Below are 13,626 nucleotides of genomic sequence, written 5' to 3'. Positions count from 1 at the left end.
TGTGCTGCGAACGGTTTCAGTTCTGCAGCACTTCCAGCAGCCGGTCCAGGCCACCCGATTCAATCGACACCATGGCCTGATCGCGTACCTTGGGCTTGGCGTGGTAGGCCACTGACAGGCCAGCTGCGCCCATCATCGGCAGGTCGTTCGCGCCATCACCCATCGCTATACATTGCTCGGGCGCTATGCCGAGCAGCGAAGCCACTTCTAACAAAGTGCGGCGCTTCTCCGCGCCGTCGCAGATTTCGCCCCAGGCTTGGGCAACCAGGCCGCCTGTCAGCTGGCCGCAGTTAGGGCCGCTTCGCACTTCCAGCAAGTTGGAGCGGGCAAAGTCGATGCCCAGGCGCTCCTTGACGCGGTCGGCAAAAAAGGTAAAGCCACCGGACACCAGCAACACCTTGAGCCCGGCCGCCTTGCAAGCCATGACCAACTCGGCCGCGCCGGGATTGAGCTGCAGGCGCTGCGCATACACCGCCTCCAGGTCGGCCACGGTGACACCCTTGAGCAGCGCCACGCGGCGGCGCAAGCTGGTCTGGAAGTCGGCAATCTCGCCCCGCATCGTGGCCTCGGTGATGGCGGCTACTTCGGCTTTGCGGCCCACGGCATCGGCAATCTCGTCGATGCACTCGATGTTGATCAGTGTGGAGTCCATGTCAAAGGCAATCAGCTTGAAGTCGGACAGCTTTTTGCCAGGCGTGTAGTTGCGCAGGACCAGGCCGGGGGATACTTCTGTGGCTTGCATGAAAATTGCTATTCTTTATATAGCTGCCAATGCAGCAATCACGGGGGCTAGAAAGGTATGTGGCCATGGGGTTTGTCCCACGACCGGATTGGAGTAGTTTAATCGCTCACCACCCTGGTGCCTGCGGCGAACGAAGATGCCAAGTCCGTTGCGGAGGTCGCTGAAGAGGGCAGCAGCAGCGCGTCCGGCCTGTATTCAGGTATTCTTGCCCACGGATTTCCCGTCTTCTTTTGTCGTTGCCAGAAGGTGGGAGGTCCCTTCGTATTCCTTGCGGATCGCCGACAGCGTCCGCTGAACTCCAACACTAGGCGTCTTCACGATACTATGCGCGCACCCATCCTCGCACTCATCGGCATCGTCTCTGCTCAGCCAGCACTGACCGCGCTAGCGGAAACCTCAAAACCTGCCCCTCGACAACTGTTGTCTCGCGCTGAGGTGCGCGCATGTTTTCTGCGGGAGATGGAACTGGGCTGGCGGGGTGCGATGCTGCGCGAAGCGCAAGAGGCCCACCGGCCCAATGGTTCGAAGCTGCTGGCCGAGGCACTCGAGCTCTCGCAGACTCTCCGCACACTGAACAGTGCCGATGAGGCTGCCGTCGATAACTACAACAAGCGCAACGATGCGCGCAACCTGGAGGTCGACGCCTACAACAAACATTCCGATGCCCTCAATTCCTCTGCGGACGAACTTCAGGCCGCCGAGGCGGACCACCTTGTGGCCTGTACCGCGCGACCCTTCCTGAAGTCGGACGAAGACATCGTCCTCAAGGAGCTCGGTCTCAAGCAACGGCCCTCGCGGAGGAACCTTGCAGCGCCCACACCTCGCCCCAAGCCGCTCGCTCTCCCGGCTACTTCGCAGCCGCCGCAGTAGCCACAGCCTCCACCACCGGTTGCCCCAGCGACTTCAAAACATCCCGAACCATCTGCGCCCGGTCCTTGGCCTGGGGTAGCTCCCGCTCAATCCGCAGCTTCTCATTCCCCGCCAGCTTGATGTGCTTGTGCTTCTGGATCAGGTGGATGATCTTCATCGGGTCAATCGGCGGGTTCTTCTGGAACGTGATGCTGATGATGCCGGGCGCGGCGTCTACTTTCAGCACGCCATAGGGCTTGGCCAGCACGCGCAGGCGGTGCACGTCGATCAAGGTCTGGGCTTGCGGGGGCAGCTTGCCGAAGCGGTCCACGATTTCTTCCAGCAGCGTGTCGACCTGGTCTGTGGTCTTGGCGGTCGCCAGTTTTTTGTAGAAACTCAGCCGCAGGTGCACATCGCCGCAATAGTCGTCTGGCAGCAGCGCCGGGGCGTGCAGGTTGATGTCAGTGGTGACGTTCAGCGGGCTCAGCAGATCGGGCTCAATGCCCGCCTTCAGGCAGCGCACGGCTTCACTCAGCATCTCGTTGTAGAGCTGGAAACCCACCTCCAGCATATTGCCGCTTTGGTTCTCACCCAGCACTTCGCCTGCACCGCGGATCTCCAGGTCGTGCATGGCCAGATAAAAGCCGCTGCCCAGTTCTTCCATGGCCTGGATGGCGTCCAGGCGTTGGGTGGCCTGCTTGGTTAGTCCTTCGATATCGGGCACCATCAAATAGGCATAGGCCTGGTGGTGGCTGCGGCCCACGCGGCCGCGCAGCTGGTGCAACTGGGCCAGGCCGAACTTGTCGGCGCGGCTCATCACAATGGTGTTGGCGGTAGGCACGTCGATGCCGGTCTCGATGATGGTGGAGCACAGCAGCAGGTTGTAACGCTGGGCGATGAAGTCGCGCATCACGCGCTCCAGCTCGCGCTCGGGCATCTGGCCGTGGGCTACTGCAATACGGGCCTCGGGCAGCAGCTCCTCCAGCTTGGCGCGGCGGTTTTCTATCGTCTCCACTTCGTTGTGCAAAAAGTAGACCTGGCCGCCGCGTTTCAATTCGCGCAGCACGGCCTCCCGGATTACGCCGTTGCCTTCGGTCCGCACAAAGGTCTTGATGGCCAAACGGCGCTGAGGTGCGGTGGCGATCACGCTCAGATCGCGCAGACCTTCCAGCGCCATGCCCATGGTGCGGGGGATGGGCGTGGCGGTCAGCGTCAGCACGTCGACCTCGGCGCGAAAGGCCTTCATCTGCTCCTTGTGGCGTACGCCAAAGCGGTGCTCCTCGTCGATGATCAAGAGGCCGAGGTTCTTGAAATGCGTGTCTTGGCTCAGCAGTTTGTGGGTGCCGACCACGATGTCCACCGTGCCATCGGCCACGCCCTTCAGCGCCAAGTTGATCTCCTTGGTGGAGCGGAAGCGGCTCATCTCAGCCACCTTGACCGGCCATTTGGAGAAACGGTCGGAGATGGTCTGAAAATGCTGCTCGGCCAGCAGCGTGGTTGGCGCCAAAATCGCCACCTGTTTGCCGCCGGTGACCGCGATAAAGGCGGCACGCAGCGCGACCTCGGTCTTGCCAAAGCCCACATCGCCGCAGACCAGGCGGTCCATGGGGCGGGGGCTGACCATGTCCTGGATCACGCAGTGGATGGCCGCCTTCTGGTCGGCGGTTTCTTCAAAGCCGAAGTCGTTGGCAAAGGTCTCGTAGTCATTGGCCGAGTAGCGGAAGGCGTGGCCTTCGCGCGCTGCGCGGCGGGCGTAGATGTTCAGCAGCTCGGCGGCAGAGTCGCGCACCTGCTCGGCGGCGCGGCGCTTGGCCTTTTCCCACTGGCCGCTGCCCAGCTTGTGCAAAGGGGCTTCATCGGCGCTGACGCCGGTGTAGCGGCTGATGAGTTGCAACTGGCTGACTGGCACGTACAGCGTGGCCTTGTCGGCGTATTCCAGGTGCAGAAACTCCTGCAACTCGGGCTCGCCATTGGGCATTTTGTTGCCCAAGTCCATATTGATCAGGCCGCGGTAACGACCAATGCCATGGGACGAGTGGACGACCGGGTCGCCGACATTGAGTTCGCTCAGGTCCTTGATCAGCGCTTCAACATCGCTGACCTGTTCCTGCTTCTTGCGCCGGCGTGTGGTGGGGGCGCTGGCAAAAAGTTCGGTCTCTGTGACCAGATCGATACCGTATTCCAGCCAGCTAAAACCTACGCTCAGCGCCGCAGTAGCAATACCAAATTTCTCGTCGCTGGTCTGGAACTCCAACAGCGAGTCAAACGACGGTGGGTTGATGCCACTGGCGCGCAAAAAGTCCAGCAGGCTTTCGCGGCGGCCATCACTCTCCGCCAGCACCAGGATGCGGTGCTGGGTGTTGCGGGCATGGGCCTTCAGACGGGCCAGCGGATCTTCGCTGCCGCGCTCGGCAGCCATGGGGGGCAGGGTGTCCAGCTCCGTATAGGGTGAGGCCGGAACCTCATTGCCAATCTGGGCTGTAGCCCCCGTGGAATCTACGGGTGCCGCTGCGGATTTGATAGCGAGCTGCGCGTAGCCATTGGCTCGCGCATAAAACTGCTCGGTTCCCAAAAATAGCGATTCGGGCGGCAGCGCCGGGCGCTCGGGGACGCCCTGCACCAGGCGGTAACGGTCCTTGGTGTCCTGCCAGAAGCGCTGGAAAGCCGGCTCCAGGTCGCCGTGCAGCACCACGGTGGCGTCCGGCCCCAGGTAGTCGAACACGGTCGCGGTTTCTTCAAAGAACAGCGGCAGGTAGTACTCGATACCGGCCGTGGCCACACCGGCGCCCATGTCCTTGTAGATGCGGCTCTTGGTCGGATCGCCCTCCAGCAACTCGCGCCAGCGGCTGCGAAAACGCGCACGGGCGTCGTCGTCCATCGGGAACTCGCGCCCGGGCAGCAGGCGCACTTCAGGCACCGGGTACAGGCTGCGCTGGCTGTCGGGGTCAAAGGTGCGGATGGAATCGATCTCGTCGTCAAACAGATCCACGCGGAAGGGGACTAGTGATCCCATCGGGAACAGGTCGATCAGCCCGCCGCGCACCGCGTATTCACCAGGGCTCACCACTTGCGTCACATGGCTGTAGCCCGCCAGCGTCAACTGCGCCTTCAGCTTGGCCTCGTTGAGCTTTTGCTTGACCTTGAATTCAAAGGTATAGCCGGCCAGAAAGCTGGGCGGTGCCAGGCGGTACAGCGCCGTGGTGGCGGGCACGATGACGACGTCGGCACCCGTGTCCTTGTCGCGCTGGCTGATGCGCCACAGGGTTGCCAGGCGCTCGCTGATCAGGTCCTGGTGCGGCGAGAAGGTGTCGTAGGGGAGGGTTTCCCAGTCGGGGAATAGGGCACAACGCAGGGTTGGGGCGAAGAAGCTGATCTCGTCCAGCAGGCGCTGGGCGTCATTGGCGTTGGCCGTGACCACGGTCATGGGCTTGCCAGCAGCCTTTTCGCGCTCACCCAGGCGGGCCAGCAGCATGGCGTCGGCGGAGCCAGCGGGGCGGGGCAGGGTGAAGCGTTTGCCGACCGTTAGTTTGGGTAAATCCATGGAGGGTTTGGGTGCAGAGCGGGCCTGGGAGAGCGCCCCTTCCGCAGAGAGAAAGGAAAGAAAATGGATTTGGTTCAGTCGATTTTAGAATGTCGCACCCTATCCCGACCGCCAGCCCACCAAAAACCTATTCCATGACAGCTCCGGTCACCCCTGCAGACAGCCCACCCCCCGCCCGCCTATGGGCGCTGATCCCCTGTGCCGGCAACGGCTCCCGCGCCGGTGCGGATGGGCCCAAGCAATACCAGCCTGTGGCAGGCCAGCCCATGGTGCTGCACACGTTGTCGGCCTTTGCAAGCGTGCTGCGCCTGAGCGGCGTGCTGGTCGTAGTGCCCCCGGGGGATACGTTTTTTGATGGTCAGCTCGCTACAGTTTTGGTAGCTGCTTGTGGTGGATCCACGAGGGCTGCAAGCGTATTCAATGGTTTATCTGCGCTGCTGGAGCATGGCGCTGGGCCCGCGGACTGGGTGCTGGTACACGACGCTGCCCGCTGCCTGATCACGCCCGAGCAGATCAATGCACTGATCGATGCTTGCCAGTTTGATGCCGTAGGCGGCCTGCTGGCGCTGAAGCTACCCGACACGCTGAAGCGCGAAGTCGGGGGCAGGGTTGCTGAAACCGTGGAGCGCGGCGACAAATGGCTGGCCCAGACCCCACAGATGTTCCGTATTGCCGAGCTGCAGCAGGCCCTGAAGGCCGCGGGCGACGCGGTAACGGATGAGGCCAGTGCGCTGGAGTTCGCTGGCAAGGCGCCGTTGCTCGTGGAGGGCAGTGCGCAGAACTTCAAGGTCACCTACCCGCAGGACTTTGCGCTGGCCCAAGCCGTGCTGCAGGCGCGGCTTGCTACCCAGGCAACATAGGCAGATACTGCAAGCAGAAATGGTGACACGATGACTTCTCGCAGACGCATGATTGGCCAAACCGCCTGTGCGGTGTTCGGCGCAGGCTTGCCCATGGCCGCACGGCCCGATGCCGACCGGTTTGCACCCTACCGCGGGCAGACCGTGGTCATCAGCATCCCCGAACATCCGCACTACGCCGCCATGCAGCAACTGTTGCCGGCCTTCACGCAGGCCACCGGCATCAAGGTGGAGGTACTGAAAGATCCCATCCTGCGCATGAAGCACGTCCAGTTGCGCGAACTGTCTAACCCCGACGGACAGTTGGACCTGGTCTGCTATGTGGTGATGTGGAAGACCGAGTACGTCAGCAAAAACCTGCTGCGTCCGCTTGCTCCGTTTTTTGCCAACCCCGCGCTGGCCGATCCCAACTACAAGATGCCGGACATCGTGCCCGGCTACCTGGCCAATCTGGGCCTGGTCGGTGGCCCCAAGGGTTACCTGCCGGGCCCGGGCGCACAGTTGTATGGCCTGCCGTATGGTGCCGAGACCTCGGTGCTAGCCTACCGGCGCGATGTGTTTGCCAAGCTCAACTTGCAGCCGCCTGCCACTTACGCCGAGCTGCAGGCGCTGTTGCCGGTCCTGCGCGACAAGGCGGGCATGGGGGCGCTGGCCACCCGCGGTGAAACCGGCCACCAGTGCGTGCATGCATGGCTGCTGCACCTGAACCCGCTGGGAGGGCGCGTGTTTGATGCACATTGGCATCCGACGTTTCAAGGCACGGCGGGAGTACATGCACTGCAACTGCTCAAAGACATCGTCGACACCGGCCCCGCCGGCGCTGCCAACATGAACCAGGGCGACATGTTGAAGTCGTTCCTGCAGGGCGACGCGGCGATGTACCTGGATTCCACGGTGGTGTTCGGTCCGGTCAAGGGTGCATCGTCCAAGATCGATGGCAAAGTGAGTTACGTGATGCATCCCAAGGGTGTGCGGCACTCGTCCCAATCGGGCGGCTTGGGGTTGGCCATACCTCGCAATGCAAAACGCGCCGACGCCGCATTTTTACTGATGCAGTGGCTTACCTCCGAAGCACAGGACAAGGCCGTCTGCCGCCTGGGCGGCGCCCCCACGCGCCTGTCCACGTTGTCGGACGCGGACCTGGTGCGCCAATACCCGGAGTACATCACGCTGAAAGAGCAGTTGCGCTATGCCGACCCCGACTGGCGCCCCATCATCGCGCCGTGGGACGACATCAACCAGGGCCCGCTGGGCGCGGCCATCCACCAAGGCATGACTGGCGCCAAGCCGGTGGCGCAAGCGCTGAGCGACATCGTGCCTCGGGTCAGCGCCATCATGCGCGGTGCAGGACTGCTGACAGGAAAGCCGGGGTAGTAGAGTTTGCTATCGTTTGAGTAGCGGGTTACGCGCGTCCCATGCGGGCGGTGGGCTGTTTTTATGTGCGTATTGCAGAGCGGAAGCCCCCCTCGGGGATAGGGGATCTTTTAGGGTTTTCCCGCAAACTTAGCAATTCTTTGGCTTTTTTTGCACTGCTGTGTAAGGTATCGCCAATAGGCACGACTGACGAAGGCAAGCGGGAGCAAAGCACCCATGGCGCAAGCCTTTATTGCACATTGACTTCTTCTAATTGTTTAAACCCTTCAAGGAAATACCATGCAATCCAAAATGAAATCCGCTATCGCCCTGGCCAGCACCGCAGCCGCTCTGTTCGCCCTGGGTGGCACAGTCACCACGGTCCAGGCCGCCGAGGAGATGACTGTCCATTGCGCCGGCATCAACAGCTGCAAGGGCACGTCGGACTGCAAGACGGCCAAGAACGAGTGCAAGGGCCAGAATGGCTGTAAGGGCCAGGGCTGGAACAGCAAGGCGTCTGCCAAGGAATGCACTGCCGCCGGCGGCAAGGTCGTCAAGTAAGCAGAGATTCCCTACGCCCAGCGCACCCTTCCCATATGGGGTACGTTGGGCCTCCTCTCCATCTTCTCACTATCGATAGCTCTCATGCAATCCATCCAAGGTTTTGGTGTCGGGCTGCGCACCGAGCACTACACCGCGTTTGAAACGCAAGCCCAACCCCGTGTCGACTGGCTGGAGATACTGTCTGAAAATTACATGGTTCCCGGTGGCGCCCCGCTGTGGCACCTGGACCGTATACGCCGTGATTTCCCCATGGTGATGCACGGCGTGTCGCTGAACATTGGCAGCACTGACCCGCTTAACTTGAACTACTTGCGAGACCTGAAGGCGCTTGCCGACCGTGTGCAGCCCGCCTGGGTGTCGGACCACCTTTGCTGGACAGGCGTCAACGGGCTCAACATGCACGACCTGTTGCCTGTGCCGTATACCGAAGCATCTTTGCACCACATTAGCCAGCGCATCTTGCGTGTGCAGGACTTTCTGGGCCAGCGCCTCGTGATTGAGAATTTGTCGACCTATGTGGCTTTTGGTGCCGACGCCATGCCCGAGTGGACCTTCATCGCTGAGCTGCTGCGCCGCGCCGATTGCGAGTTGCTGCTGGACGTCAACAATGTTTATGTCAGCAGCGTCAACCATGGTTTTGACCCACTGACCTACCTGCAGGCCATACCGGCCGAGCGGGTGCGCCAGATCCATCTGGCCGGCCATGAAACCCACAATGGATATTTGATCGACACGCATGACCACCCGGTGTGCGAGGCGGTGTGGCAGCTGTATGCCCACGCCCTGCAGCACTGCGGCAGCGTGCCGACGATGATCGAGCGTGACGACAACATACCCGCACTCCACGAACTGCTGGACGAGTTGGACCAGGCCCGCGCGGTGCATGCGCAGGCGCTGGTGGCAGAGGAGTGCGCAGCATGAGCGCTGCATTGCTTGCCACGCAACTGCAGTTCCAGACCGCACTTCTGCACAACCTGCCTGCTTCGCCCGGCTTGCTCAGCGCGCGTGGCGACACACAGTTTGGTATCTACCTGAATGCCTACCGTGCTCGCCTACGTGGTGCTCTGCGCGAAAACTATGAAGTTTTGCCGCTGGTGATGGGCGACGATGATTTTGACGCGCTGGCCGATGCCTACATCGGCGCCCATCCGTCGCAGCACTATTCGCTGCGCTGGTTTGGCCACCAATTGCCGGACTTCATGGCCCAAAACGAAGAGTGGATACAGCATGCAGCCGTGGTGGATGTGGCGCGTATGGAGTGGGCTCTGCGTACGGCATTTGATGCCGCGCCTGCACGGCCGTGGACGCCTGATGCACTTGCATCCGTGCCGCCTGAACTATGGCCTGAGCTTCGCTTTGCGCTGCACCCCAGCGTGCAAGTCCTGGCACTGCAATGGGCAGTTGGCCCGGTGTGGCACGCGCTGAAAGCTGGGCATGAAGATGTGCCCGCGCCCGAACCACTGGCCCACAGCATGCTGGTATGGCGAGATGCCAGCCAGCACTCGCGGTGGAAGTCGCTGTCGGACGCCGAATCCACATTTGCGTGCGGCTTGCAAAGTGGCCACGCTTTTGGCGAATTGTGCGAGGCGCTCGTTGAAACCGTGGGCGCGGACGAAGCTGCGCCCACTGCCGCCGCGCTGCTGCGCGGCTTCTTGGAAACCGGCGTGGTCTGCGGCCTGCAAACCATTGCGCAAGAGACTCACTGACCATGACAACTTCCCGAACCATGTCCCACACCATGCCGACACTTACCGTTCCCTGGCAGCGCAAGGCCGTGCCGCTGTTGCGATCCGCAAGGGGCTTACTCACCCGTTTGCAGGATCCGGCTGCGCTGGCTGCCCGGCTATTTGTGGGTCTGGCGTTTTTCCGCTCCGGCCTTACCAAGATCATGGACTGGGAGACCACGCTGGCTTTGTTTCGGGACGAATACCATGTGCCCCTGCTGCCACCCGATTTGGCTGCCTACGCAGGTACCTTTGGGGAACTGTTTTTTCCGGTGCTGCTCATCCTTGGCCTGTGCGGGCGCCTCTCTGCGTTGAGCCTGACCGCGATCAATATCATGGCCGTGCTCAGCCTCACCGACATCGCGCCGGCGGCCTTGCAGCAGCACCAGTTCTGGGGCGCACTGTTGGTGGCGCTGTTGTTATGGGGCCCCGGAAAGTGGTCGCTGGACGCTTGGTGGTGGCCCCGTTTTGCAGGAGTCGACTGATGCACCTTGGTAGCTCACCACCATGGGAGCAACGCAGTACGGTACGCCGTCTGCGCTGCTGTTCTCGGTAGGCCGGTAGCGGCTGAAGACGTTAGCGCCGCTACCCCCCCACCCGCAAGCTACTTCTTCGGCGCCTTAGTCGAGGCGGGCTCAGATCCCTTGGCCGCTGGATTTGCTGGCAGACCCAGGTGACCAGAAATTGACTGCTCCAGCGCCTTTACCTTAGGCCCTACGCTGGCCTGAGTTTGAGCTACCAGCTTTTCGCCCAGTGCCTTCTGAAACTCTCCGCCCATTTGCGAGAATTTCTTGTTGACCGGGGACTCGATGATGGCGATCAATTGCTTGAGTTCATCCTCAGTGAATTTTTCCTCCAGCATGGTGCCGATCGTCGTTGCCGCCAGTTTGATGGCTTGTTGCCGCACACCAGGGGCGACATCATCAACGTACTTCTTCAGATCGGCCTGTATGCTTTTGGCGACCGCCTCACGCTTCTCGGGTGCCACGCGGGTTTGTAGAGCCATGAAAGCTTGTTGCTGCATCTGGACGGCAGGGCGCTCGACAATGGCCTGCGCGGTTTGCTCTATCGCTGGCTGCTGCAGCACGAGTACGCGGGCGACCAGTTCTTTTTTGGACGCGGTGGACGCTGCGGGTGCGGAAGCCGCAGTGGTTTGCGCATGCACCGTGCCGCTTGCCAACACAATGGCCAGGGCCAGGACAGTTAACTTCTTCATTTCGGATATAGGGTGTTTTTGATCAAGCCGTTAATGTAACGCTGCGCTCTGTGCCATGGGCTGCGTGGGTGGATTGTCGTTGTCCACCCACGCGCCGATACCAGCCAAGCATAGACACTGTATAGCTGCGATTTCGGGGTTTACAACATCGCAAAGGCAACCACCCATGGCGTGTTAGCGGTCTGGTAGGGCGCCAGACCGATAATCGCGTCTTTTAATGGCTACAGGACAGCGGCACCATGAATATGCGGATCGGAGAGGGATGGGATATCCATGCATTGGTCGAGGGGCGACGGCTGGTACTGGGCGGTGTCGACATTCCCCACAGCAGGGGATTATTGGGCCACTCGGACGCTGACGCCCTGTTGCACGCCATCACTGATGCGCTGCTGGGTGCAGCAGCCATGGGCGACATCGGCACCCATTTTCCGGACACCGATGCCCGTTTCAAAGGTGCAGACTCCACCGTGCTGTTGGCAGAAGCGGCGCGGCGCGTGCGTGAAAAAGGTTTTGCAATCGGCAATGTGGACAGCACGGTGATTGCACAGGCACCGAAGCTGGCACCGCACATCGCAGCGATGCGCGCGCGCATCGCCCAGGTGCTGGGCGTGGACGTGGACCAAGTCAATGTCAAGGCCAAGACGGCCGAAAAGATGGGTCCAGTGGGTGAGGGCGTAGCCATGGAGGCGCGCGCGATCGTGCTGCTCACCCATGTCTAGCCACATCACCACCGCCCACCCCCACCTGCTGCAACCTTTGAACCTGGGTTTCACCACGCTGCGCAACCGCGTGATGATGGGTTCCATGCACACGGGGCTGGAAGACCGGTTCTACAACTACCCCAAACTGGCAGCGTATTTTCGGGAGCGGGCCAAGGGCGGGGTCGGGTTGATCGTGACCGGTGGCATTTCTCCCAATCGCCAGGGCTGGCTGCTGCCATTCGGCGGCACGTTGAATTCAGTCTTTGACGTGCGCAACCATCGCAAAGTGACGCAGGCGGTACACGAGGAGGGCGGCAAGATTCTGATGCAGATCCTGCACTCCGGGCGCTATGGCTACCAGCCGTTTGTGGTGTCGGCTTCCAGCATCAAATCCCCAATCTCCCTGTTCAAGCCCAAGGCTTTGACCGAGCGCGGCATCCAGTCCACGATCAAGGCCTATGTGCGCTGCGCCCAGCTCGCGCAAAGGGCCGGTTACGACGGTGTCGAGATCATGGGTAGCGAAGGCTATTTGCTGAACCAGTTCTTGTGCAACCGCACCAACCAGCGCACCGACCGATGGGGCGGCAGCATTGAGAACCGCATGCGCCTGGCCGTAGAGATCGTCCGCCAAGTGCGCGCCGCGGTAGGGCCGAATTTCATCCTGATGTACCGGCATTCCGTGCTGGATCTGGTGGAGGGCGGCAACACTTGGGCCGAGGTGGTGCAGGTCGCCCAGGCGCTCGAAGCCGCCGGCGTGACTTTGTTCAACACCGGCATTGGCTGGCACGAGGCGCGCACGCCGACCATCGTCACCTCCGTACCCCGCGCGGCATTTGCCAGCGTGGCCGCGCGGCTGAAGCTGGCGGTCACGGTGCCGGTGATTGCCAGCAACCGCATCAATATGCCGGACGAGGCCGAGGCGCTGATCGCCAGCGGCAGTGTGGACATGGTGTCCATGGCGCGCCCCTTCCTGGCGGACGCGGACTGGGTCACGAAGGTGGCCACTGGACGCGTGGACGAAATCAACACCTGCATCGGCTGCAACCAGGCCTGCCTGGACCACACCTTTGCCAACCAGCGTGCCAGCTGCCTGGTCAACCCACGTGCCGCGCATGAGACCGAACTGGTCTACCGCAAGGCCGCGCAGAAAAAGAAGGTCGCCGTCGTGGGGGCCGGGCCGGCCGGACTGTCCGCCGCCACGGTCGCCGCTGAGTGCGGCCACGACGTGACACTGTTTGACAGCAGCGACCGCGTAGGCGGCCAGTTCAACATCGCGATGCAGGTCCCTGGCAAGGAGGAGTTTGCGCAGACGCTGCGCTACTACGCGCGCCGGTTGGAGATCACCGGCGTTACCGTCAAGCTCAACCAGCGCGTCAGCCGAGAGGAACTGCTAGCCCAGGGGTTCGACGACATCGTGTTGGCCACCGGCATTGTGCCGCGCACGCCGCGCATTCCCGGTGTGGAGCGGGCGAACGTGGTGTCATACCTCGATGTACTGCAGCGCAAGGTTACGCTGGGCAAGCGTGTTGCCATCATCGGCGCAGGTGGTATTGGTTTTGATGTGGGCGAATTCCTGCTGCACGACCCGGCCGTGGCCCTGCCGGTGTCGGTTGAGCACTGGTGCCAGGAGTGGGGTGTCGATTTACAGGCACAAGCCCATGGCGGCCTGGTGCCCGCAGCGCCGGCCCAGCCCTACCGTGAACTCTACCTGTTGCAGCGCAAGACCACGCGCGTGGGCGCCGGCCTGGGCAAGACCTCGGGCTGGGTGCACCGTGCCGTGTTGCAGCGCAACGGCGTCAAGATGTTGGCGGGTGTGGAATATGTCCGCATCGATGATGCCGGCTTGCATATTACGGTGAACGGCGCGCCCCAGGTGTTGGAAGTGGACCATGTGGTGCTGTGTGCGGGGCAGGAATCCCTGACCGAACTGATGCCCGCCGATACAGCCCTGGTACCGGGCGCGCCGCGCTTTCACAAGATTGGCGGCGCCGCGTTGGCCAGTGAACTAGATGCCAAGCGTGCCATCCGGGAAGGCGCAACCCTGGCAGCCAGTCTTTAGGGGCTAGTCACACCGGG

General features: G+C 62.0%; 12 protein-coding genes. 9 read left to right on the top strand and 3 right to left on the bottom strand.

Annotation, left to right across the window (positions count from 1 at the left end; genetic code table 11):
* Positions 1-16: 16 nt before the first annotated feature.
* Complete coding sequence (gene serB / locus AC097P_RS20850) at positions 17-742, bottom strand: phosphoserine phosphatase SerB (RefSeq protein ID WP_479612363.1); 726 nt, start codon at positions 740-742, stop codon at positions 17-19.
* A 324-nt stretch (positions 743-1,066) separates the two neighbouring features.
* Here serB and AC097P_RS20845 point away from each other — a divergent pair, with 324 nt between their 5' ends.
* Positions 1,067-1,612: a hypothetical protein gene (locus tag AC097P_RS20845; RefSeq protein ID WP_479612362.1), complete on the top strand. Its 546-nt coding sequence runs from the start codon at positions 1,067-1,069 to the stop codon at positions 1,610-1,612.
* Here the strand turns inward: AC097P_RS20845 and mfd are convergent.
* The gene (gene mfd, locus AC097P_RS20840; protein ID WP_479612361.1) at positions 1,590-5,132 is read right to left on the bottom strand and encodes a transcription-repair coupling factor; all 3,543 of its coding nucleotides are present in this window, start codon (positions 5,130-5,132) and stop codon (positions 1,590-1,592) included. The genes AC097P_RS20845 and mfd overlap by 23 nt on opposite strands.
* A 134-nt stretch (positions 5,133-5,266) precedes the next feature.
* Between mfd and ispD the strand changes: the two genes are divergently transcribed.
* From ispD to AC097P_RS20810, 6 genes are all read left to right on the top strand, one after another.
* The gene (gene ispD, locus AC097P_RS20835) at positions 5,267-5,992 is read left to right on the top strand and encodes a 2-C-methyl-D-erythritol 4-phosphate cytidylyltransferase (RefSeq protein ID WP_479612360.1); all 726 of its coding nucleotides are present in this window, start codon (positions 5,267-5,269) and stop codon (positions 5,990-5,992) included.
* Positions 5,993-6,022: 30 nt separating this feature from the next.
* Positions 6,023-7,366, top strand: coding sequence for an ABC transporter substrate-binding protein (locus AC097P_RS20830; protein ID WP_479612359.1), 1,344 nt, complete (start codon positions 6,023-6,025; stop codon positions 7,364-7,366).
* Positions 7,367-7,645: 279 nt separating this feature from the next.
* Positions 7,646-7,906 carry a BufA2 family periplasmic bufferin-type metallophore gene (bufA2, locus tag AC097P_RS20825; protein WP_479612358.1) on the top strand — a complete coding sequence of 87 codons (261 nt, stop codon included), beginning with the start codon at positions 7,646-7,648 and terminating at the stop codon, positions 7,904-7,906.
* Between the two features lie 84 nt (positions 7,907-7,990).
* The gene (gene bufB / locus AC097P_RS20820; RefSeq protein ID WP_479612357.1) at positions 7,991-8,830 is read left to right on the top strand and encodes an MNIO family bufferin maturase; all 840 of its coding nucleotides are present in this window, start codon (positions 7,991-7,993) and stop codon (positions 8,828-8,830) included.
* Positions 8,827-9,615, top strand: coding sequence for an HvfC/BufC family peptide modification chaperone (locus AC097P_RS20815; RefSeq protein WP_479612356.1), 789 nt, complete (start codon positions 8,827-8,829; stop codon positions 9,613-9,615). The genes bufB and AC097P_RS20815 overlap by 4 nt, the downstream gene beginning before the upstream one ends.
* Before the next feature lie 2 nt (positions 9,616-9,617).
* Positions 9,618-10,118: a DoxX family protein gene (locus tag AC097P_RS20810; protein ID WP_479612355.1), complete on the top strand. Its 501-nt coding sequence runs from the start codon at positions 9,618-9,620 to the stop codon at positions 10,116-10,118.
* A 119-nt stretch (positions 10,119-10,237) separates the two neighbouring features.
* Here the strand turns inward: AC097P_RS20810 and AC097P_RS20805 are convergent, their stop codons facing one another.
* Positions 10,238-10,849, bottom strand: coding sequence for a hypothetical protein (locus tag AC097P_RS20805; RefSeq protein WP_479612354.1), 612 nt, complete (start codon positions 10,847-10,849; stop codon positions 10,238-10,240).
* A gap of 239 nt (positions 10,850-11,088) precedes the next feature.
* Here AC097P_RS20805 and ispF point away from each other — a divergent pair, with 239 nt between their 5' ends.
* A complete protein-coding gene (ispF, locus tag AC097P_RS20800) occupies positions 11,089-11,568 on the top strand; it encodes a 2-C-methyl-D-erythritol 2,4-cyclodiphosphate synthase (RefSeq protein ID WP_479612353.1) in 480 nt (159 codons plus the stop codon).
* The gene (locus AC097P_RS20795) at positions 11,561-13,609 is read left to right on the top strand and encodes an oxidoreductase (RefSeq protein ID WP_479612352.1); all 2,049 of its coding nucleotides are present in this window, start codon (positions 11,561-11,563) and stop codon (positions 13,607-13,609) included. Before ispF ends, AC097P_RS20795 begins: the two co-directional genes overlap by 8 nt.
* Positions 13,610-13,626: the final 17 nt, after the last annotated feature.

This window comes from Rhodoferax sp. ZS1R8, assembly GCF_056521325.1.
Note: the sequence above shows the minus strand (reverse complement) of the source record. Positions and strands in the feature narration are given on the sequence as shown.

Excerpts from the sequence above, each read along its gene's own strand:
- serB (WP_479612363.1), bottom strand. The coding sequence starts at position 742 with ATGCAAGCCACAGAAGTATCCCCCGGCCTGGTCCTGCGCAACTACACG.
- AC097P_RS20845 (WP_479612362.1), top strand. The coding sequence starts at position 1,067 with ATGCGCGCACCCATCCTCGCACTCATCGGCATCGTCTCTGCTCAGCCA.
- mfd (WP_479612361.1), bottom strand. The coding sequence starts at position 5,132 with ATGGATTTACCCAAACTAACGGTCGGCAAACGCTTCACCCTGCCCCGC.
- ispD (WP_479612360.1), top strand. The coding sequence starts at position 5,267 with ATGACAGCTCCGGTCACCCCTGCAGACAGCCCACCCCCCGCCCGCCTA.
- AC097P_RS20830 (WP_479612359.1), top strand. The coding sequence starts at position 6,023 with ATGACTTCTCGCAGACGCATGATTGGCCAAACCGCCTGTGCGGTGTTC.
- bufA2 (WP_479612358.1), top strand. The coding sequence starts at position 7,646 with ATGCAATCCAAAATGAAATCCGCTATCGCCCTGGCCAGCACCGCAGCC.
- bufB (WP_479612357.1), top strand. The coding sequence starts at position 7,991 with ATGCAATCCATCCAAGGTTTTGGTGTCGGGCTGCGCACCGAGCACTAC.
- AC097P_RS20815 (WP_479612356.1), top strand. The coding sequence starts at position 8,827 with ATGAGCGCTGCATTGCTTGCCACGCAACTGCAGTTCCAGACCGCACTT.
- AC097P_RS20810 (WP_479612355.1), top strand. The coding sequence starts at position 9,618 with ATGACAACTTCCCGAACCATGTCCCACACCATGCCGACACTTACCGTT.
- AC097P_RS20805 (WP_479612354.1), bottom strand. The coding sequence starts at position 10,849 with ATGAAGAAGTTAACTGTCCTGGCCCTGGCCATTGTGTTGGCAAGCGGC.
- ispF (WP_479612353.1), top strand. The coding sequence starts at position 11,089 with ATGAATATGCGGATCGGAGAGGGATGGGATATCCATGCATTGGTCGAG.
- AC097P_RS20795 (WP_479612352.1), top strand. The coding sequence starts at position 11,561 with ATGTCTAGCCACATCACCACCGCCCACCCCCACCTGCTGCAACCTTTG.